The following is a 22408-nucleotide window of genomic DNA, read 5'->3' on the forward strand; positions in this document are numbered from 1 at the left end:
CCTTAATAAATTAAATATCAATTATTAAAAGTAACTAATATTTACAATTAATTAAGCTTTAAAACAAAAAGTATAATGTACTCTTTGGCAACTGGCTGACTTAGTTATAAACCTTAGTCCCTATAGCTTTGCGTCCTTAGATTTCTCTAAGTTTGCCCTTTAATTTGAAATAACATGAATTTTAATATAAATTTTAATTATTTTAAAATTATATATCCTTATTTTAACATATCATTGAATATTTATCCATATATTTTAACAACATTTTCCCTGATTCTATTCTTTTTTTTACATAAACTTATCGTTAATATTCGTATTTTAAGAAAATTATTTTAGTCAATTCTTCATATTGACATTAATTAATTAAATAATTATAATAATATTTATAAATATTTTAATACGATGAAGAGAAGAGTAAACTAACTTTCATTTTCAGAGAGAGATAAGCTTGGTGAAATTATCTTATTTGAATCTAGTTGAAGACCACCTCTGAGTGACTCTAATAAAGTCCGTTTAATATCACGTTACGATATATTAAGAGGCCTTATTATAGGCAATTAAGGGTGGAACCGCGGGAAGTTTAGAACTTATGCTCTCGTCCCTTCTATTTATATGGAAGGGATGGGAGCTTTTTTATTTTTATTTATTTTAAGAAGGGAGTAATAAATATGATTAAAATTACTTTAAAAGATGGATCAGTAAAAGAATTTGAAGCTGGTATTTCTGTTTTAGATATAGCTAAATCAATTAGTGAAGGCTTAGCTAGAAATGCTTGCTGTGGAATAGTTAATGGAAAGGTTGTTGACTTACGTTATACAGTAAATGAAGATAGTGAGCTTGCTATCTGCACATTTGACTCACAAGAAGGAAAAGATGCATTAAGGCACAGTATATCTCATGTTTTAGCTTATGCAGTTAAAAGACTATATCCAAATGCTAAATTAGCTATAGGACCTGCTATAAATGATGGTTTCTACTATGATTTTGATGTAGAAAACTCATTTACTGCTGATGATTTAGTAAAAATAGAAGATGAAATGAGAAAAATAGTAAAAGAAAATCCTTCAATTGAAAGATTTGAATTACCAAGAGCTGAAGCTATCAAGATTATGGAAGATGCTAATGAGCCATATAAAGCTGAATTAATAAATGATTTAGGTGAAGATGAAGTTATTTCATTCTATAAAATGGGTGACTTTGTAGATTTATGTGCTGGCCCTCACCTAATGTCTTTAAAGCCAGTTAAAGCTATTAAGCTTCTTAGAAGTGCAGGTGCTTACTGGAAAGGTGATGAAAAGAACAAAATGCTTTCAAGAGTATATGGAACTGCATTCTTAAAGAAAGCTGATTTAGATGCTCACTTAGAAGCTTTAGAAGAAGCTAAAAAGAGAGACCATAACAAATTAGGTAGAGAACTTAAAATCTTCACTACTGATGAAAAAGTAGGTCAAGGTTTACCTCTTATAATGCCTAAAGGTGCTAAAATTGTTCAACTTCTTCAAAGATGGGTTGAAGATGAAGAAGAAAAAAGAGGCTATGTATTTACAAAGACTCCTTCAATGTCTAAAAATGACTTATTTAAGGTTTCAGGACACTGGGATCACTACAAAGATGGTATGTTTGTTTTAGGTGATGAAGATCAAGATCCAGAAGTTATGGCATTAAGACCAATGACTTGCCCATTCCAATATACAATTTACAATGCAGAACAACACTCTTATAGAGAACTACCTATAAGATATGCTGAAACTTCTACTTTATATAGAAATGAAGCATCTGGTGAAATGCATGGATTAATTCGTGTAAGACAATTTACTTTATCAGATGGTCATATAGTTTGTAGGCCAGATCAAATTGAAGAAGAATTTAAAGGTTGCGTTGAATTAATAAATCATATAATGTCTACTTTAGGAATAGATGGAGATATATCATTTAGATTCTCTAAGTGGGATCCAAACAATACTGATAAATATATAAATAATCCAGAAGCTTGGGAAGAAACTCAAGTATTAATGAAAGGTATCTTAGATCACCTTGAAATTGATTATGTTGAAGCTGAAGGTGAAGCTGCATTCTACGGACCAAAACTTGATATCCAATTCAAGAATGTTCATGGAAAAGAAGATACAATAATAACTATCCAAATTGACTTTGCTCTTGCAGAAAGATTTGATATGACTTATATAGACAAAGATGGTAATAAGAAACGTCCATATATAATTCACAGATCTTCAATTGGATGTTATGAAAGAACTTTAGCTATGCTTATTGAAAAATATGCTGGTGCATTCCCAACTTGGCTTGCTCCAACTCAAGCAATAGTTCTTCCTATTTCTGATAAATACAATGACTATGCAGAATCAATAGTTAAGGACTTTAAGAATGCCGGAATAAGAATTTCTGCAGACTATAGAGCTGAAAAGATTGGTTATAAGATTAGAGAAGCTAGACTTGAAAGAATTCCTTACATCCTAGTTGTTGGTGAAAAAGAAGCTGCTAACAACGAAGCTTCAGTAAGAAGCAGAAAGAACGGAGAAGAAGGTGCAATTCCAGTTTCTGAATTAAAGAACAGATTAATTCTTGAAATAGCTAATAAAGACAAATAATCAATGTATAATTTATAATTTATAATGTAGAATGGTGGAAAAAATCCTCTGGTCGGATTTTTATAAATTAAATAATTTTTGATAGAGAACCCTAAAATTTTTTTAGATTTTCAGGGTTCTTCTTAATTTATAATGATTTTTAATTATGAACTTCTTTTTTCCATTAAAATCATACTCCTTATTTTATATATCTCTATTATTATAATTTTGTAAAACTTTAAAGCAAAATAAATTCTTTTGTTCCCATATAAACTATTTCTTATATTTATATTTTTTATGAATTACTATTCCTTATCTAATTTTTTTATTACTCTACATGGGTTACCAACAGCTAGTACATTATCTGGAATACTCTTAGTTACAACACTGCCCGATCCAATAACTGAATTTTCTCCAATTCTTACTCCTGGATTAATAGTACTTCCCCCTCCTATCCATACTCCATCACATATTTCTACCGGCTCTGCATATTCTAAATTTTCTATTCTCTCCCTAGGTGAAAGTGCATGATTAGCTGTAAATATATTTACATTAGGCCCAATCATAACATTTTTCCCTATAGTTACTCTCCCACAATCTAATATTGTACAATTATAATTTGCAAATGAATTTTCTCCCCAATAGATATTGTAACCATAAGCACATCTAAAAGGTTGCTCTATAAAGAACTCTTTAGGTGCATAACCAAATAACCCTTTAAGTAATTCCATTCTTTTTTCTACTTCTTTTGGATGCATTGAGTTATATTCAAACATAATTTCATTAGCATGTTGCCTATCATTAAACAATTCATCTCCTAAAGAAACATACCAATCTCCTCTTAGCATCTTTTCCTTTTCAGTCATAATATTCTCCCCTCACCATAAATATAATATTTACTTATATAAAATACATATTATAATCATATTACTACTATTAAATAAAAAAAATCACTTTATATAAAATAAAAAGCCCTCATTCAAGGGCTTTTACTTATTTTCTTCAATAAGTTTTTTCATCTTATTTTGAAGTAACCATATTTTCTTTTGCTTTCTATTATAAGCAACCATCTTATCCTTATTATTAGTACTAGCTTCTAATTGCTTCGTAGTTTTTTCTTCATACATTTTTAAAGCTTCATTAAGAATTTGAAGTTCCTCTTTATTAAACATAAATACACTCCTTACATCAATGTAAATTAGTTTACTAAGTCTTAATCATCATTTTATATTATATTTTATAAAGAGCTTCTTTGCAATTAACCTCATTAAAATGAAAAGTTTATTTATATCATTCACTTATTAAAAAATTAAATTTATTTATAACTATTTTTCTAATCTTATAATTTTTAATTATAAGATTAACAAATTTTACAACTAAGACAATGCTACATCTAAAATCATCATAATTACAAACCCTACAGAAAAAGCTATTGCACTAATATCTGAAAAATTATCTTCTGCTGCCTCTGGTATTAATCCCTCTACTACAACAAAGATCATAGCTCCTGCCGCAAAAGAAAGTAGATATGGCATTATCGGTGTAATAACACTAGAAAATATTATTGTAATTACTGCAGCTATAGGTTCTACTATTCCAGATAAAGCTCCATAAATAAAGGATTTATTTTTGCTTAAACCTTCGCTTTTAAGAGGCATTGATATTATTGCACCTTCTGGAAAGTTTTGAATTACTATCCCTATAGAAAGAGCAATAGCTGAAGCGAGAGTTACTACATTAGTCTCATTCATAACTGCTGCAAAAACAATTCCTATTGCCATTCCCTCCGGAATGTTATGAATTACTACTGACAATACAAGTTTTGTAGTTTTACTTAATTTATATTTTTTTGTTCCTTCTTCCTTTTTACTATCGATATGAATATGCGGAACAATTTTGTCCAAAGAAAATAAAAACAAAATCCCTACAAGTACTCCAACTGCTGCTGGAATAAATGATAATTTCCCCATATTCTGAGACATATCTATAGAAGGAATAATTAATGACCATACTGCTGCTGCCATCATCACTCCTGATGCAAATCCAAGAAGTATTTTATTAACCATTTTATTCATTTCTTTCTTCATTGCATAAACACAAGCCGCCCCTAGAGACGTACCTAAAAACGGTATTAAGATTCCAATTAAAATATTCATTCCCATTCCTCCTTTTATAAAAACCATCCTCTGTTAAATTTGAATCTGTAAAATCATTATCATTATTTATATTATTGATTTTATTTTCTTATGAATCTGAAGAAACTAAGTCTATTTTCTTATCATTAACATGTCCCTCTTTTTTCATTTATTACATTAATGTAGCCACATATGAATAATCAACATATACCTAAAATATAAATAATACTTTTAATAAACTTACTCATAAACTTTTCCCCTATATAATTGACTTTCTCCTAATTCTTATTATATCCAAGTATATTTTAACATATTTCTACTTAGTATATTCTATTTTAATTTCTATATTGTTTATAAATTTAAAACTAACAATATAAAAGCTACTATTTTCTAATATCAATTAAAAATAGTAGCTTTTAACAAAAATATTATTCTAATTTATTAAAATATCATATTTTTCAAATGGGGCACGAAACGCGATCCCCTTTGAAATAAAATTTTAAACAACATTGATTTTTTTATTTTCTTATTAGTTTTTTATTATTCATTATTAACTGTTAATTGAGTTTAGTGCTTGTTCAAAATCTGCAATTATATCTCTTATATCCTCAATTCCAATTGAAACTCTCATCAAATCAGGTGTTACTCCACTTGCTATTTGCTCTTCTTTTGATAATTGACTATGTGTAGTTGTTGCTGGATGTAAAAGACAGCTTCTAACATCTCCTAAAGTGACTACTAATGCTACTAAATTTAATGATTTTGTAAATTTCTTTGCTGTTTCTATATCTCCTTTTATTCCAAAGGTTAATAATCCACTTCCTCCGCCTTTTAAATATTTCTTTGCTTTATCATACTGTGAGTTTGTTTCAAGATATGGATAATTAACCCACTTTATTTTAGGATGTTTTTCTAACCATTTTGCTAGTTCTAAGGCATTTTGTGAATGTCTTTCCATTCTTAAATGAAGAGTTTCTAAACCTAAATTAGTTAGGTAAGCATTAAATGGACTTTGACATGCCCCAATATCTCGTCCTAATGTAACTCTTAATTTTGTAATATATGCAGCATCTCCAAATGATTCTACATATTTTAATCCATGATAACTTGGATCTGGTAGCGTAAATTCTTCAAAATTTCCATTTGCCCAATCAAAATTTCCTCCATCAACTACTATTCCCCCAATGCTCTGTGCATGTCCATCTGCATATTTAGTAGTTGAATGTACCACTATATTTGCCCCATGTTCAAATGGATTACACAAATATGGAGTTCCTACAGTATTATCTACTATAAATGGAACCTTTAACTCCTTTGCAACCTCTGAGAACTTATCAAAATCTAATATATTTAATCCTGGATTACCAATTGTCTCTCCATATACTGCTTTAGTATTTTCATTTGCACATGAAAGAATTTCTTCCTTACTTGCTTCTGGATCAACAAAGGTTACATCTATCCCCATCTTTTTAATATTAACTGTAAATAAATTAACTGTTCCACCATATAAAGATGATGCTGATATTATATGATCCCCAACCTTACATATATTTAATATTGAATATAATACGGCTGCTTGTCCTGATGCTGTAGCTACTGCCCCAACTCCCCCTTGAAGTCTTGCAAACTTATCTTCTAATGCACAAACTGTAGGATTAGATATTCTACTATACAAATGCCCCTCTGCTTCTAAGTTAAATAAATTTTCTAAGTGATCTGGATTATCATACTTATAAGTTACTGTTTGAAATATTGGTAATACCCTAGGTTCCCCAGCCTTTGGTGTATAACCTCCTTGAATACATATTGTCCCTTTTCCCCATTTTTCTACCATATTGAAAGCCCCCTTATTTAATATTATTGCTTATTGCTTTTTTATAAAATAAAAAAAGTTACTTCAAATAAGAAGCAACCTAAATATACTAAACTATTCACTAATAAACTTAATGAAATACCTTATTTGCCAAGCAACTGCTTGCAGGATTTAGCACCACACTAATTTATAAATAATATTATATTTCGTAGGTTGCTAGGTTTCATGGGGCCAGTCCCTCCACCATTCTTAATAAAGTCTTTATTTATTTAATTTATAATCCATTATACACTATATTTTCCCTTTTTCAACTATTATTTTTCTATAATTTGGCTATTTGTTATTATATAGTCTACTTTAATATCATGTGATTCTGATTCAATTTTATTAACTATCTGCAAATCATAAGCTAAAGCTATTTTATTTCTTTTAGATTTTATATCACTTAAATACCTATCGTAGTATCCTCCCCCATAACCTATTCTATTGCACTCATTATCAAAAACTACTCCTGGTACTATTATTAAATCTATATTTTCTTTTTCAATAAAATTAGAATCGTCTATTGGCTCTAATATTCCCATTGAATTTTTCTTTAACTCATTAAAAGAATTTAACTTTATTGCTCTCATAAATTTATCAGCTTTATAAACTTTAGGAATAAACACATTTTTCTTATCTTTAAAAGCTTTTTCTATTATATCAATAGTATTTATTTCATTGCTAAAACTTATGTAAATAAATATATTAACAGCCTTTTTATATAATTCTGTATTTATTAATTCATTAAATATTTTATTATCCATTAATTGTTTTTCTTCGTTATCTAGTGAATCTCTTATTTCTAATATTTTATTTCTTAAAACCTTTTTTTCTTCTTTATTCATAATATTCTCCTAAATATATTTTTGATTACATATCTAATTTTTAATCCCTTTAATAATATAGGATACTCCTAACCCTAAAAATGCTGCTACTGTTCCTAACATAAAGTTATCTGTAATAAATCCAAGTGCAGTTCCAGCAATAAATCCTCCTAACATTATTAATTCATCCTTTTCCTCTAAATCTTCACTTTCATCGTTTATTTTAATTTTATTATTATCTTTACTTTCACATTCAGTATCTTTATCCTTTAATAGATCATCCAATGTTATTTCAAATAAATCACTTAAAACTATTAATTTTTCTATTTCAGGGTATGTTTGACCAGACTCCCACTTTGAAACTGCTTGTCTAGATACAGATAGTAATTCTGCTAATTTTTCTTGAGATAGTCCTTTTTCCTTCCTTAAAATTTGTAATTTTTCTGAAAAAATCAATCTTATCACCTCTCTTAAAGAATATTTAATACTAAGTTATTATGCTACCAATCACAGTTTGCTTTTTGTCAACTTAAAGTTGCTATAAGATACTTTGGTATATTTGCTATTATATTCGCAATTCTATTTACACTTTCTCTTTGATATATTTATTATGTCTCTTAATATTGCTGCAGCTGCATTTATAGTTCCTGATGCACCGCCTATTACACTAATGTCTCCTAAAGTATCTGTACTATAAAGCACACCTTTATTTTTACCATCTACAAAATATAGAGGGTGACTTTTACCTATAACTTCTGGTTTTACATGTGCTATTATTTCATTACCCTCTTTATATGCTCTTCCTATTAATTTAATTTTATTGCCATTCTTTTTTTCATTTATTATTAACCTTTTATCTAATAAATTTATTCCTTGTATCTTAATATCATCGATGGTTAAACTAGAATTCATAATAACATTAGCTAGTATTAAAATTTTTGATGCAGTATCATATCCTTCTACATCTAGATTATAATTTGCTTCTGCTATTTCTAAACTTATAGCTTTGTTTAATGCTTCGTCATAATCAACTCCATTTTCATACATTTCAGTTAAAATATAATTACTTGTTCCATTTAATATACCTTCAATTGACAACACATCTGATCCTGCTATATCAAAAGTTCCGACATTTATAGATGGAAGTGCCCCGCCTGTTGTGCACCCTATCCCAAGCTTTACATTATTTTTATCAGCTAAGTTTTTTAAGCTTTTATATTGTAATAATATTGGTCCCTTATTACCAGTTACTACGTTAATAGAACTCTCTAAAGCTAATCTTATATGAGTTAAACCCGGTTCCCCTGTTTCTATATTAGTGCTTGTTAACTCTACAAGCATGTCTATATCATTATTTTTTATTATCGTATTTATATTTATGTCTTTTTCAAATTGTAGACTATCTAGATTTAATTTAAAATCATTGCTTATAATTTCATCTAAGTTTATTCCTGAGTTATTATAAATTCCGCCATTACTTTTTATTATGTATTTAACCTTTATATCAATTCCTAGATTAGATAAATATTCATTTTTATCTTTTAAGAGTTTTATTAAAGCTTTGCTAACTCCTCCAAATCCTATTATACCTATATTCATAATACATGCCCCCTTTATATTATTATAGTATATCATTTTTATATTATATTTTTTCTTTTTCATATGCTTTTCACTATATCAACTAAAAACCTACAATAATATAAACCTTATATATCACCATTTATATTTTCATCTAAAAACTTTTCTATATTGTCTTTTAGATACTTTTGATATATATGTCCAACAATAATACATTTATTCCATTAATAAACTTTACCCAAAAATTCATTGAATCTAATCTTAGAAGATCTACTATTTCTTAAAAAAATTAATCTTTAAATAAAAAGAAACTCAAAATTTAAATTTGAATTTCTTTTTATATTAGTCAAGTTCATCAATTAGAAACTTCTGTACTAAATATCCATTCTTTATCTTTTATATTTCTACCTCTAATAATAACATTATTATCACTTACCTCAATATAAACTCCTTTAATATAATCTGCTTCTCTTCTAAAACCCTTTTCTTCATTTAAATCAGGTATAACAGTATAATGAATAGCTCCTGTATTAACTATTGTAAATGGTTTATTTAAAACTACACTACTTTCATTTAAATCACTATGAGTATGTGATGCAAACATAATCACTTCTGGATATTGCTCTAATATCTTCTTAATTTCCTCACTTTGCTTTGATCCAATCCATGGATTATCTCCATAGTCTAAATGTTGATGTAAAAATACAAATATAGGTTTTCCCTTTTTATAGTTCTCAGATAACTTTTCTTTAAACCACTCTAACTGTTTGTCAGATATAAATGCTGTTACTGAATTTATAGTTTCAGAGTTACCATCTTCTGATCCAAGAGATATAAAATGATATCCACTCACCCATTTATCATGATATACTTTCTCTTCTCCTGAAAACTTAAGATATTTATTTATAAACATTTGAACCCGCTCTGGTGAATTTGATTTAATATTATAATCAAAAAATTCGTGATTACCAATATTTTTTATAATAGTTTTAGGCAATAACTTTTTATTTTTATTTAAGGTCTTTTCTACTGAAGCGTATTGATCATCTAACCCTTGATCTACAATATCCCCATTTAACACTAATGCGTCCATATTAGAATTTATTTCATATAAATCATTAATAGCTTTTTGAAAGTGATAAATATTCTCATGAACATCTCCTAATACAGCAAAAGAAAGATCTGGATTTGATTTTGATGTTACCGTTTTAGCATTTGAATTTGACTTAGATTCATTAATATATGTAACTAATATTGATCCTAAAAGAATTATTGTAATTATAATAGTAGATTTAAATTTTTTCATCTTTAATCACCTCCATATTAACCTAAACAAAATATTAATAACCCTATTTTTTTCTATAATCTTTGTAATATTCATTTTTATTACTTAAAATTTTCTTAATTTAATATACTCTCTACTTATCTTTACTACTAATTGAGCATCTATCAGTAATTATGCCTAATGCTTAAACTCAATATATACACTGTTTAAAAAGCATATACACATTAAATTTAAGCAAATGAAAATTATATAATTAAGATTTATTGTAATAATAAAACAAACTATATATTTAACATTGTAGGCAAAAAAAATCGTTAATTCTGTTTATAAGAACTAACGATTTTTCTTTTATTTAAAAATTATATATTCTAAATATTAATCCATATCTAAGATATTTTTAATTTCGTTCTTGTATGCATCTGCTTTAGCGCCGAAGATAGCTTGAATTCCATTACCAACTTCAACAACACCAGCTGCACCTAAAGATTTTAACTCATCTTTATTTACGTTTGCTTTATCTTTAACTTCAACTCTTAGTCTTGTTATACAAGCATCAACGCTAACTATGTTTTCTTCTCCACCTAAAGCTGCTAAAACTGCTGGAGCTTTTTCAACTATTTCATTTTTTCCAGCCTTATTGTTACCAGACTTTTCATTTATATCAGCTTGAGTAATACCTGCTTTTTCTTGATAATCAGCTTTTGAATAAAGTTTAACTTCTTCTTCGCTTTCATCTCTACCAGGAGTCTTTAAGTTGAACTTCTTAATTAAGAATAAGAATAAGAAGTAGTAAACTACTGCATATACTATACCAACTAAGATTAATCTCAACCAGTTTGTTGGAACTCCTGCTCCTGCTGGTAATAGACCAAATAATGTAAAGTCTATTAATCCACCTGAGAATGTCATACCTATGAATACATTTAATATATCCATTAACATGAATGATAACCCTGCTAATACACAGTGAACTCCATATAATACTGGTGCAACAAATAAGAATGTAAATTCGATTGGTTCAGTTATACCAGTAAGTAATGCTGTAACTGCCGCTGATGCTAATAATGAACCAACAGCTTTCTTTTTGCTTGGAGCTGCTGTCTTATACATAGCTAAAGCTGCTGCTGGAAGACCAAACATCATGAATGGGAACTTACCAGCCATAAATCTTGTAGTACCTGCAACTACTGTAGCCATATCTGCTGATGAAGCTCCAACTAAACTACTCATGCTTGATAATTGAGCAAAGTAAGCTGTATTAGCTCCTGCAACTGTTTGCCATACACCATCAACTAATATTTGTCCTTCAACAAATGATCCATACCAGAATGGTGTATAGAATACGTGGTGCAATCCAAATGGAATTAACGCTCTTTCAATAACTCCATAGAAGAATGTTCCTATAGCACCTGCATTTCTAACTAATTCAGAAAGTACCCCTATACCATTTTGAACTACTGGCCATATAAATGCTAGTAAAGCACCAACTATTGCCATGGCTAAAGAAGTTACTATTGGTACAAATCTTGATCCTGAGAAGAATCCAATAACTTGTGGTAATTGTATTGTATGATATTTATTGTGTAATATTGCTGTAACTATACCTGTTATGATACCACCAAATACTGACATATTTAATGTGAATATACCTAAGTTAGTAGTAACATAAGTACCATATTCACCAACTGCATCTGGAGTAACAACTCCTAATTGAGTTAATCCTAATGCTAACATTGAAGATATAACTTGGTTCATAACTATGAAACCAAATATTGAAGCTAAGCCTGCAGTTCCTTTATCCTTTTTAGCAAGTCCAACTGCAACACCTACTGCAAATAGCAATGGTAGGTTTCCAAATATTATATCCCCTACGTTTTTCATTATTGTTAATATTGCTGTAACTACAGGAATATTAACAAATGCTATTAATGGTTGATATACTGCTGGCGGATTAGATAATCCTGATATACCTAGTAAAGCACCACCAACACCTAATAAAATACCTGCGATTGGTAAAGCTGCGATTGGAAGCATGATAGCTTTACCGATTCTTTGTAATTGTTGTAGCATCTTATAATTCCTCCTTAAAAATATTTATATAATAAAAAATAAATTACTACAGTAGTATGTGCTACTATGGATTTATTATCTCCTTTTTATACAATAGTTATGAAAATTATTTAAATCTATTGTAAAAAAATAAAAAAGGACCAAAAGCTTATAGATATAGTAATATCTATAATATTTTTAGTCCTTGCCTGCATAACCAGTAACACACTACGTATTTAATTATGTGATTATGATATCATATCACTTTTTAAATGTAAATGATTTTTTATTATTTTACTATTTTATTTTTTTCCATCAATTTATTTATCATATTATTGAGTAACTTATATTGATTCATATCTTCATTTTGTCTATTCATAAAACCAACTCCCTGTTACTTTATTATTATATATGTTATAGATGAAAATTACCAATTTTATTATAATTCAAATTCTTTTCTTTTAATCGATTAAACTTTGTAATAATTTACTATGTATATAAATCTTATTATTTCTTTTTAAAATAAATTTTTTTGAAATAGTATTATCTATATACTATATATTTATAATAACAAACTATTTCCTTTACGTTTAAATAAACTCTTTTCACCTGTTTAAACTTTCATAAACTTGGACATAAATTAAATGAGGTGATATTTTGGAAAATAATACTAGCAATGCAAGTTCCTTAAGAATAGATTTATCAATTATTTTATTATTAACGTCTTTTTTATTTTTTTTAATATACTGTGTTAGCTTATAATAAAATTTTATAAATACGCAAGAATAGTATGAATAGATTCCAAAATCTACATACTATTTTTTTATTATCAAATTAACAGTAAAATAATATAATTATTATCTTGAACTCATCAACAGTTCACATTTTTTTAAAATTTCATTGCAAATTAATGCTTTTTTCAATATCTCATCTTTATAACAATTCTACTTATACTTTGGTATTAACCCTATTTTACTTATAATTAATCTTTAAATATACAATTAACACTTTGTTAACATTCAGAGTTTCTCTTTTATATTTATCATTTTTATAGCATGATTTACTATAAATTATCAGATTTTTCTATGGATTTTATACAAATCTGATTGTATAATTATAAAAAAAATACTTAATTTACTACAAATTTCGAAAGGATTCGATAAATATGGCGTTAATAGGAATATTAATAATTATTGTAGGATTTGCATTAAAGTTTAATACAATTGCTGTTGTAATTGTATCTGGATTAGTAACTGGACTAGTTTCTGGTATGAGTATTTCAGAAATCCTTACCACTTTAGGACAAACCTTCGTTCAAAAAAGAGAAATGTGTTTATTTTTACTTACTCTTCCTGTTATAGGAATATGTGAAAGATATGGATTAAAAGAAAAAGCAATAATGCTTATAAAAAATGTAAAAGGCTTATCTACTGGAAAAATTATATCTGGATATTTATTTATTAGAGAAGTATCTATTGCAATGGCAGTTAAACTTGGTGGACATCCTCAGTTTGTAAGACCACTAATTAATCCAATGGCTCAAGGTGCTGCAATTTCAAAATATGGTGAATTAGATGAAGAAGATGAAGACTTAATAAAAGCTCACTCTGCTGCTGCTGATAACTATGGTAATTTCTTTGGACAAAATGTATTTATAGCAAACTCCGGTGTTTTACTTATCGCTGGTACCTTAGAAACTTTAGGATATAACGTGGATACGTTGCAAATTGCTAAAGCTTCAATTCCAATTGCTATAATAGCTTTCATTTTAGGAGCTATTCAAAATTATTATCTAGATAAAAAACTTGCTAAAAAATATAAAAATAGGTAGGTAGACTTTATGGATATTAATATTTTTTCAAATATATTATTAGAAATATTTTACATTATGGTAGGTTTATTTTTTCTACTTACTATGATGTTTACATTAAAAGATAAAAATCATAAAACTAAATACGGTACTTCTCTTTTTTGGGGAATACTTGGAGTTATATTTATATTGGGTGAAGTTATTCCTCCAATGATAACTGGGTTACTTATTATTGTTATAGGTATATTAGCTGCATTTAATCAAATTAATGTTGGAACCATTAAGCAATTAGATACAACTTTTGCAAATTTAAAAGCAACTAAAATTGGAATCAAAATATTTATTCCATCATTAATTATAGCTTTAGTTGCTTTAGGCATTGCTCAATTCACATCAATATCAGGGGTAACGGCTGTTGGTATTTCTGCGATAATAGCACTAATTGCAACATTCATAATAACAAAAGCTAAACCTAGTGAATTTATTGAAGATAGTAATAGAATGTTTCAATCTATAGGTGCTACTGCAATATTACCTCAGCTTCTAGCTGCTCTTGGAGCATTATTTACCGCTGCTGGTGTTGGTGATATTATCTCAAATATGATTTCAAACGTTATTCCTGAAGGAAACATACTAATAGGAATAAGCGCTTATTGTATAGGAATGGCTATATTTACAGCCATCATGGGGAATGGCTTTGCTGCATTTTCCGTTATAACAGTTGGAATCGGAGTACCTTTTGTATTTGCTCAAGGTGGAGACCCTATTGTTGCATCAGCATTAGCCATGACAGCAGGTTTCTGTGGAACATTATTAACACCTATGGCGGCAAACTTTAATGTATTGCCAGTGGCTTTATTAGAAACTAAAGACAAGAATGCTGTCATAAAAGCACAGGCTATATTTGCAATTGTATTACTTGCAATTCATATACCACTTATGTACTTTTTAGCATTCTAGCATTGTAAGGGAGGCTTTATATATGAAAATATTAATTACAGGATTTGATCCATTTGGTGGAGAAAATATAAATCCAGCATTAGAAGCTGTGAAAAAATTACCTGATACCATTTTAAATAATGAAATAATAAAACTAGAAATTCCAACTGTATTTGGAAAATCCATAGAAACAATTGAAGACAGTATAATAAAACATAATCCTGATGTAGTTATATCAGTAGGACAAGCTGGCGGAAGATTTGGCGTTACTCCAGAAAGAGTTGCAATTAACATAGATGATGCAAGAATAAAAGATAACGAAGGTAATCAACCAATAGATATATCTATTTTTAAAGATGGTGAAACTGCTTATTTCTCAAACCTTCCTATAAAAGCAATGGTAAAAGAAATGACAGAAAACGGAATACCAGCTTCTGTATCTAACACCGCTGGTACATTTGTATGTAATCATGTTATGTATGGAGTATTATATTTAATTGATAAAAAATATCCAAATATGAGAGGTGGTTTTATACATGTACCTTATATACCTTCTCAAGTAACTACAAAACCTAATATGCCATCTATGTCTATTGATGATATATCTAAAGGACTAGAACTTAGTATCAAAGCTATTATAGAAAATTCATCAGATATAAAAACTGTAGGTGGAGCTATTTGCTAATGAATAGGAAACTCAAGATTTTTGTATATGGTAGCTTAAGAGAAGGCTTTTTTAACTATGACCTTTATTTAAAGGGAAAGATTAATTCTATAAGACCTGCTGAAATAAGCGGATTTGAATTATATCATATGCCTTACAAAGGATATCCTGCCGTACTACCTGGAAAAAATACCATAGTCGGTGAAGTTGTTGAACTTATAAATTATGATTCAACACTTAAGCCTATGGATGAAATGGAAGGCTTCTTAGGCGAAGGAAACCCAAATAATGAATATTCAAGAAAAGTTGTAAAAGTAAAACTAACTGATGATGAAAGCTTTGAAGATTGTTATTCTTATTTCTATAATAAAGATATAGATCCAAAATTCCAAGATGAAGCTATTTATATTGAAAATGGCGATTGGAAAGAATATATGCTAAAAGAAGTGAAATAGTGAAAAAATGAAAGAACTAAGGTAAAACTCAGCTATATGCTGAGTTTTTTATTCTTCATTATAAATATCCTTTTCTTTTCATTTATTATATCTTCTTACTGCATTAAATACATCTTTCTCCACTGAGTCCCTGATAATATAAGACAAAATAACTAAGAAAATTATGCTACCTATAAATCCTAACGCCATTATTCTAATTCTCATCTCCTTATAAGTTTTTTACGAACTCATTACATTCTTTTCTATTTTTAAATATGTATATCTGCTTGTCTTTTTCTTTTTGAAGAATATTGTAAAACTTATCTCTATGTTCTTTATTAAAATTCCATATCCATTTTAGAAACTCCAAATCAAATCTTTCTGAACACCCATCTGCCATATCTGGACGTACTTTACCATAACTTAATAATACTCTTTTTATAACACCAAATAAGCAAGTCATCCTTGGATAATCTAAATAGATTACAGTATCACACATTTCAATTCTTTCCTTTATTGTTCTATCATAATTACCATCTATTATCCACTTTTCCTTTTTTAATTCTTCTTTAAGTAAAACATTAAACTCTTCTCTTGATATATTTATCCATCCCGATTTCCAAAATAACTTATCAAGATGAACTACTGGTAAATTAGTTTTCTTAGATAAATTTCTAGCTAATGTAGATTTACCACTTCCTCCACATCCAATAATTAAAACTCTCTCCATATCTATTTATCTCCTGAGTATATTACAATATATTTATTTTATATTCTTATTTTCTTCTATGCTGTTATCCGTTACTTCTTTTAATTCCTCAATACTTCTAACATGATTGCCACAGTTATTTCCAAAATAAATTCCCTTCTTAATTGGTGCAATTAAAAAACCAGCTACAACTCCTCCTAGAAAGCATGTTAAACATAATAATATCTTTTCTTTATTTTTCATTTAATTCCCACCATCCTTTTATACACTACTATACTATTTCTCTATAATATATGTTTATATAATTGTATTATATAAATATACATTTTTATCCGTATAACCCATTATTCTATTATTAAAATCCTTATCAATATACTAAACTAAGATCTAATTATGAAAATTTAATGGAGCTATAGCATATTAAATTTTATATTATATACTATAGCTTCACCTTATTTATTTCTTTTCAACAGGTATCCATATTTCACAAAAGCACTCTGCTTCATTCTCTTCTTTATAAAACTCAAAATCAATATCATCTAACATAATATAGTCTGAGCTTGGTAAAAATTCATTAAATATTCTATTCCACATTTCACCAATGCAATCTCCATTTTCCCCTATACATTTAAAAACTCCCCATAATGTTGGCTTTACATCCCATACCTTAAACTCTTCTGGTACATCACCACCATCATATTTCATAGCAATTCCATAATCGAAGTATTTACTTTCTTTAGATATAGGTTTACATACACCATAAATATCATGATTTGTTGTGTTGCTTTTTAATACATCAAACACACCATTCTCTGCGCATTCATTCCAAAAGTTAGGTATATCTTCATTATTATCTTCTGAAATTGATTCTACTCTGAACTCCTTAACCTTTACTAACAGTTTGAAACTTTCTTTTTTTACAATTTTATAATCCATAACTGTTCCACCTTCCAATGAAATTTTTATTACAAGGCGATTAAAAGATTTCAATTCCATTCCAGATCGTCTTGCTATATTAGGTGTTACTCCATGGAATCTCATAAATGCCTTTGAAAAACTCTCTGGAGAATCATATCGATATTTTAATGAAATATCTAGAACTTTAGCATCTGACATAGAAATTTCTTGTCCAGCCATAGACAAACGTCTTTTCCTTATATATTCGTTAGCTGTTATGCCTGCTATCATGCTAAATAACCTATGAAAATGATAATTTGACATATAAACATGCCTTGCTACATCTTCATAATTAATATCCTCCAAAATATGCTTTTCCATATAATCAATTGATTTTTGTATGCTTTGAATGCAATCCATCTTCTTCTCACCTCATATATTCATTGTAAGGTATTAAAATTTATAATTCCTAGCCAAGCTTGCTCAATTTTGTCCGAGTTAGTTTACCTAATTATACCATAATATATAAATTAATATAATTCAAAAAGAGTGTCTATCAAGGCACTCTAATTTTAAAACTTATTCATTTTTTAATGATGTTATCTTACTTTTACACTTAAATACTTGAACTAAAAAAGTAATAATTATAATAATTAATAGGATAATTAAAAAAAATAATAGATCTGACTTATTCTTATCATAACTATTCATTTCATACACCAATTTTAACACCGCTAGCAATATATAATAAGTTGACTCTGTTATAGGTATTCCCATTTTTAATTCACCTCTCTATATATCACCATCTGATATATTAATTATATCACTATTAAGTTTTTATAAATATATACCAAAAATTCTCAAATATTTTTCTACTACCAATTCAATCTCTAATTATTAAAACAAAAAGTGCCTAATAGTAATATGCTCACATTATAGTAGACAGTTAAAATAATAAAACTGTTCTATAATAGGAGCATATCATATCTAGACACTTTAACTACTTGATTAATTAAGTTTCTTCCCTTATTTCTTCGCTTATTTCATACTAATCTTGTTTTTATAGCCATTATTTAATCATCATGAATATCAATCCTAATTGAACTCAATTTCTGTTCCATTGATAATCATTCTTTCTACCATTTTCCAATCGAAAGCTTTTGTAAATCTAAAACTATTTTCTATCATATCAGTATCTGGACTATGTCCAGAACCACCACTGCCAGCAAACCATTCATCATTAATTTCACGTATGAAATCAACACCTTCTATAAGATTGCTTTGCTCAAGAGTGTTTTTAGAAACATTAACATTTGTTCTTTTGCCGTCTATTATAATTGTTTCGTTATAATTTTCTTGATTTTCATTACTTGTATTTGATTTTATCGAAGTAATATATCTATCATAAGTGTTAACAAAGTTTATTACATCACCATTTTTTAAAACAAAGTCTATTTTCATATTCTCATAAGATTCATTTTCTTTTTCTATATTGCCAATGATAGTGAACCCTAATTTTGAATATACGATAGAGTTATATTCAACTGGATAATATCCTTGCGCAGCAACACTAATATCTTTTTGAAAGCTACTTAAAGTTTCTTCTAAGGGGATCTTTATCATATCTTTCATGCCATCAAAGGTGAAAACTAAATTATCTAAGTTTGTAACAAGATGATTATATTTATTAATTGGTCTCGTAAATGATATAGAAAAACATCGTTTGTTGTCCTCATTATATTGCTCTAACTCTCCTATTCCATATCCAATGCCAAAATGACCAAACTTATCATAAATCTTATCTGTTATAAAACTTTCTTTTGCTAAATTTGAATTTGCAGAAACTGACAAAGTGACTTCTCCATTCACACCATCATAAATAAAATCTTCCACTGTCATGCTATAATCTTTATTACTAATAGTTTCTCCAACAAGTAGAACTTCACCAGTCTCAAAGCCTAAAATTTCTCCAATATAACTTCTAGCAACAGGTCCTGCAAGTGCATAAGTTGTGACACTCGATATGGTAATAAAAATAACCAAAGATGCAGCTACCCCAATTATTTTTTTTAAAATGAATCTATTATCTCCTTTTTTAACCTTGTTCATTGTTAATTTCTTTATTTTATTTATGTCAATTTCAAAATCACTATTGCTTATAAAAATCTTATCTTCATTCATTCTATCAAATATTTTTTTCATACAATCCTCCTTCAATTAATAATTGCTTTAATTTTTCTCTTGAACGATATAGTTTAGATTTAACAGTAGAAAGAGGTAAATCTAATTTATTTGCAATATAGTTAAGTTTAAATTCATAAAAATAATAACCATATAGTATTTCCTTTTCCGGATTACTAAAGCTATTTACAACTGTTTGAATCTCTTCAATCTGTTCACTTGTAATAAGATCATCAACAAATATACTGTCTTCAATAATACCATCTAAGTTTTCAATCATTTGTACAGATGCATTTGTAAGTTCTCGTAATTTATTTTTTGTTTTATTTCTTGCAATTTGAGCCAAATAAGGTTTTATATCTTCATTGACTCTAAGTTTTTTTCGACTTTGCCAAATAGCATAAAAGGTATCAGATATAATTTCTTCAATATCCTCTTTTGATAAAAAATGACCACCTAAAGAAAAAACTATTTTTGAAACATACGGAATATATTTATCCATTAGTTTATTCAAGTATGTGTCATTTCCCTTACAAATGCCTTTTAAAATTAAGGTATCTTCCGCTTGAATCTTAACCATATTTTTTCTCCCTCTACATAACCCTTCCTGTTTTTATTAAATATCAATTATGCATAATATTCTATTCACTCTACTATACACCTAAAAAAACAGAAAAGTTTCAATGTTAATAAATTATTTGAAAGCCATCTGTAAAAAAGATACAGCTTAACAAATAATTTATAAATCTTCTTCCCTATTATAATTCTATTTTCTATTTATTTGTGCCATAATATAAATATAGAATATAGTTGTTATGGAGATGATTTTATGAGTATTGAAATAGAACAATTAACTGAAATAATAAAAGCGAGCAATAATATAGTCTTCTTTGGTGGAGCTGGAGTTAGTACTGAATCAGGAATTCCCGATTTTAGAAGTTCTAACGGTCTTTTTAATGAAAAGCTTAATATTACATTTACTCCCGAGCAATTAGTTTCCCATAGCTTTTATATTAGATATCCTAAAGAATTCTTTAACTTTTATAAGTCTAAACTTATATATCCTGAAGCTAAGCCTAATAAAGCTCATATTGCATTAGCTAAGCTTGAGGAAATAGGTAAATTAAAAGCAGTTATAACTCAAAATATAGATGGTCTTCATCAAACTGCTGGAAGTAAAAATGTTTTTGAATTACATGGATCTGTTCTTAGGAATTATTGTAGTAGTTGTAATGAATTTTATGATGAAAAGTTTATACTAGAATCTAAAGGTGTACCTACTTGTAATAAATGTGGTGGAAGAGTTAAACCTGATGTGGTTTTATATGAAGAAGGATTAGATGATTCTGTAATCAGAGGTTCAATTAAAGCAATATCTGAAGCAGATACTTTAATCATAGGTGGAACTTCACTTGTTGTTTATCCTGCTGCTGGACTTATAAATTACTTTAAAGGTAAGAATTTAATTCTAATTAATAAGAGTACAACTTCTGCTGATAATAATGCAGATTTAGTTATTCATGATTCTATTGGCAAAGTATTAAGTGAAGCAATTTTAAGTTAAGCTGTCATTGTGACAGCTTAATCTTTATCCTTATATTATAACCTTTTTTCAATTCTATTTCGTATCTCTTCCATACGTTTATCTAAAGTTGCGCTAATTTCTGAACACTCAAGTAACTCTTTACTAATAAATTCAGTTTCCTCTAGAGAAATATTTTTCTTATATCTTAATTTATGTTCTAAGCTTGCCCAAAAATCCATAGCTATCGTTCTAAGCTGCACCTCTACCTTCATGTACCTCTTTTCATTCTTCAAGAAAATTGGTACTTCGATAATTAAATGTAAACTTCTATATCCGCTTTTTTTCGGATTCTTTATATAATCTTTCTTTGCAATTAACTTAATATCATCTTGACTTAATAAACAGTCCGCTAACATATAAATATCTTCTGGAAATGAGCAAATTACTCTTATCCCAGCTACATCATTTATATTTTCTTGCATTGCTTCCAGTGAAAAAGGTAACTCTTTTTTCTTAAGCTTTCTTATAATACTATCAGTAGACTTCAATCTAGACTTTACATTTTCTATTGGATTTCTATCATACTGTAATGAAAATTCTTCATTTAATACATTAAACTTTGTTTCAACTTCCATAATTGCACAACGATAGTAAGCCATTAATTCATTCATTGGCATTATATTTTTTTGTATAGCATCCAAAAAATCCTCATTTATTATTCTTTCTCTAAAAATTTTTTTACCAACATTTTTTAACATATAATCATCCTTTATTTTAGCTAATTTGAATATATTTTTATATTAACATTAGCTAAATATAAAAGCATCAATCTTAACTATATATTAATAATTTATTTTAAATATTCTAAATAAATAATATATATAATCAATTTATATATAGCTTTTATATAAATTAGTATTAATTCTTAAATCTTTAGT

At 27.9% G+C, this 22408-nt stretch carries 21 protein-coding genes, 2 riboswitches and 1 other annotated feature; of the genes, 6 read left to right on the forward strand and 15 right to left on the reverse strand.

Going from position 1 to position 22408, the window contains the following annotated elements; genetic code table 11:
• Positions 1-83: 83 nt before the first annotated feature.
• Positions 84-167: riboswitch (cyclic di-GMP riboswitch) on the reverse strand.
• Positions 168-393: 226 nt separating this feature from the next.
• Positions 394-606: a binding site (T-box leader), on the forward strand.
• A gap of 62 nt (positions 607-668) precedes the next feature.
• Positions 669-2606 (forward strand): threonine--tRNA ligase, encoded by a 1938-nt coding sequence (thrS, locus tag J7M87_RS00380; protein WP_291647567.1) that lies wholly within the window; start codon positions 669-671, stop codon positions 2604-2606.
• A gap of 284 nt (positions 2607-2890) precedes the next feature.
• Here thrS and J7M87_RS00385 read toward each other — a convergent pair whose 3' ends face one another.
• The 9 genes from J7M87_RS00385 to J7M87_RS00425 form a co-directional block, all read right to left on the reverse strand.
• Positions 2891-3451 carry a sugar O-acetyltransferase gene (locus tag J7M87_RS00385; protein WP_291647569.1) on the reverse strand — a complete coding sequence of 187 codons (561 nt, stop codon included), beginning with the start codon at positions 3449-3451 and terminating at the stop codon, positions 2891-2893.
• 123 nt (positions 3452-3574) lie between these two features.
• Positions 3575-3757, reverse strand: coding sequence for a hypothetical protein (locus J7M87_RS00390; protein WP_195266783.1), 183 nt, complete (start codon positions 3755-3757; stop codon positions 3575-3577).
• 204 nt (positions 3758-3961) lie between these two features.
• Positions 3962-4741, reverse strand: coding sequence for a ZIP family metal transporter (locus J7M87_RS00395; protein ID WP_291647572.1), 780 nt, complete (start codon positions 4739-4741; stop codon positions 3962-3964).
• A 529-nt stretch (positions 4742-5270) separates the two neighbouring features.
• Complete coding sequence (locus J7M87_RS00400) at positions 5271-6554, reverse strand: O-acetylhomoserine aminocarboxypropyltransferase/cysteine synthase family protein (RefSeq protein WP_291647573.1); 1284 nt, start codon at positions 6552-6554, stop codon at positions 5271-5273.
• A 119-nt stretch (positions 6555-6673) separates the two neighbouring features.
• Positions 6674-6792, reverse strand: a riboswitch (SAM riboswitch).
• A 55-nt stretch (positions 6793-6847) separates the two neighbouring features.
• Positions 6848-7420 (reverse strand): 5-formyltetrahydrofolate cyclo-ligase, encoded by a 573-nt coding sequence (locus tag J7M87_RS00405; RefSeq protein ID WP_291647574.1) that lies wholly within the window; start codon positions 7418-7420, stop codon positions 6848-6850.
• A gap of 33 nt (positions 7421-7453) precedes the next feature.
• On the reverse strand, positions 7454-7864 hold the full coding sequence (locus tag J7M87_RS00410) for a helix-turn-helix transcriptional regulator (protein ID WP_291647575.1): 411 nt from the start codon (positions 7862-7864) through the stop codon (positions 7454-7456).
• 114 nt (positions 7865-7978) lie between these two features.
• Positions 7979-8998, reverse strand: coding sequence for a homoserine dehydrogenase (locus tag J7M87_RS00415; protein ID WP_291647576.1), 1020 nt, complete (start codon positions 8996-8998; stop codon positions 7979-7981).
• 334 nt (positions 8999-9332) lie between these two features.
• Positions 9333-10283 carry a metallophosphoesterase gene (locus J7M87_RS00420; protein WP_291647579.1) on the reverse strand — a complete coding sequence of 317 codons (951 nt, stop codon included), beginning with the start codon at positions 10281-10283 and terminating at the stop codon, positions 9333-9335.
• 354 nt (positions 10284-10637) lie between these two features.
• The gene (locus tag J7M87_RS00425) at positions 10638-12332 is read right to left on the reverse strand and encodes a PTS transporter subunit EIIC (protein WP_291647581.1); all 1695 of its coding nucleotides are present in this window, start codon (positions 12330-12332) and stop codon (positions 10638-10640) included.
• A gap of 1144 nt (positions 12333-13476) precedes the next feature.
• Here J7M87_RS00425 and J7M87_RS00430 point away from each other — a divergent pair.
• The 4 genes from J7M87_RS00430 to J7M87_RS00445 are packed head-to-tail and all read left to right on the forward strand — an operon-like array spanning position 13477 to position 16179.
• On the forward strand, positions 13477-14142 hold the full coding sequence (locus J7M87_RS00430) for a DUF969 domain-containing protein (RefSeq protein ID WP_291647583.1): 666 nt from the start codon (positions 13477-13479) through the stop codon (positions 14140-14142).
• 9 nt (positions 14143-14151) lie between these two features.
• Positions 14152-15081, forward strand: a complete 930-nt coding sequence (locus J7M87_RS00435; RefSeq protein WP_291647584.1) for a DUF979 domain-containing protein — start codon at positions 14152-14154, stop codon at positions 15079-15081.
• 22 nt (positions 15082-15103) lie between these two features.
• On the forward strand, positions 15104-15745 hold the full coding sequence (gene pcp, locus J7M87_RS00440) for a pyroglutamyl-peptidase I (RefSeq protein WP_291647586.1): 642 nt from the start codon (positions 15104-15106) through the stop codon (positions 15743-15745).
• Positions 15745-16179 carry a gamma-glutamylcyclotransferase family protein gene (locus tag J7M87_RS00445; protein ID WP_291647588.1) on the forward strand — a complete coding sequence of 145 codons (435 nt, stop codon included), beginning with the start codon at positions 15745-15747 and terminating at the stop codon, positions 16177-16179. Before pcp ends, J7M87_RS00445 begins: the two co-directional genes overlap by 1 nt.
• Before the next feature lie 208 nt (positions 16180-16387).
• On the opposite strand, the gene J7M87_RS00450 is transcribed toward J7M87_RS00445, so the two are convergent.
• From J7M87_RS00450 to J7M87_RS00470, 5 genes are all read right to left on the reverse strand, one after another.
• Entirely contained in the window at positions 16388-16888 is a 501-nt protein-coding gene (locus tag J7M87_RS00450) for a DNA topology modulation protein (RefSeq protein WP_291647589.1), read from the reverse strand.
• 33 nt (positions 16889-16921) lie between these two features.
• Entirely contained in the window at positions 16922-17110 is a 189-nt protein-coding gene (locus J7M87_RS00455) for a hypothetical protein (protein WP_291647591.1), read from the reverse strand.
• Positions 17111-17323: 213 nt separating this feature from the next.
• Entirely contained in the window at positions 17324-18184 is an 861-nt protein-coding gene (locus tag J7M87_RS00460; protein WP_291647592.1) for an AraC family transcriptional regulator, read from the reverse strand.
• A 675-nt stretch (positions 18185-18859) separates the two neighbouring features.
• Positions 18860-19966: a DUF4179 domain-containing protein gene (locus tag J7M87_RS00465; protein ID WP_291647594.1), complete on the reverse strand. Its 1107-nt coding sequence runs from the start codon at positions 19964-19966 to the stop codon at positions 18860-18862.
• Positions 19950-20525 carry a sigma-70 family RNA polymerase sigma factor gene (locus J7M87_RS00470; RefSeq protein ID WP_291647607.1) on the reverse strand — a complete coding sequence of 192 codons (576 nt, stop codon included), beginning with the start codon at positions 20523-20525 and terminating at the stop codon, positions 19950-19952. The genes J7M87_RS00465 and J7M87_RS00470 overlap by 17 nt, the downstream gene beginning before the upstream one ends.
• Positions 20526-20774: 249 nt before the next feature.
• Between J7M87_RS00470 and J7M87_RS00475 the strand changes: the two genes are divergently transcribed.
• Complete coding sequence (locus J7M87_RS00475) at positions 20775-21509, forward strand: NAD-dependent protein deacylase (protein ID WP_291647608.1); 735 nt, start codon at positions 20775-20777, stop codon at positions 21507-21509.
• Positions 21510-21544: 35 nt separating this feature from the next.
• Here the strand turns inward: J7M87_RS00475 and J7M87_RS00480 are convergent, their stop codons facing one another.
• Complete coding sequence (locus J7M87_RS00480) at positions 21545-22228, reverse strand: GTP pyrophosphokinase family protein (protein ID WP_291647609.1); 684 nt, start codon at positions 22226-22228, stop codon at positions 21545-21547.
• Positions 22229-22408: the final 180 nt, after the last annotated feature.

Origin of the sequence: Clostridium sp., assembly GCF_017888565.1 — a bacterium.
Lineage (GTDB): Bacteria > Bacillota > Clostridia > Clostridiales > Clostridiaceae > Clostridium.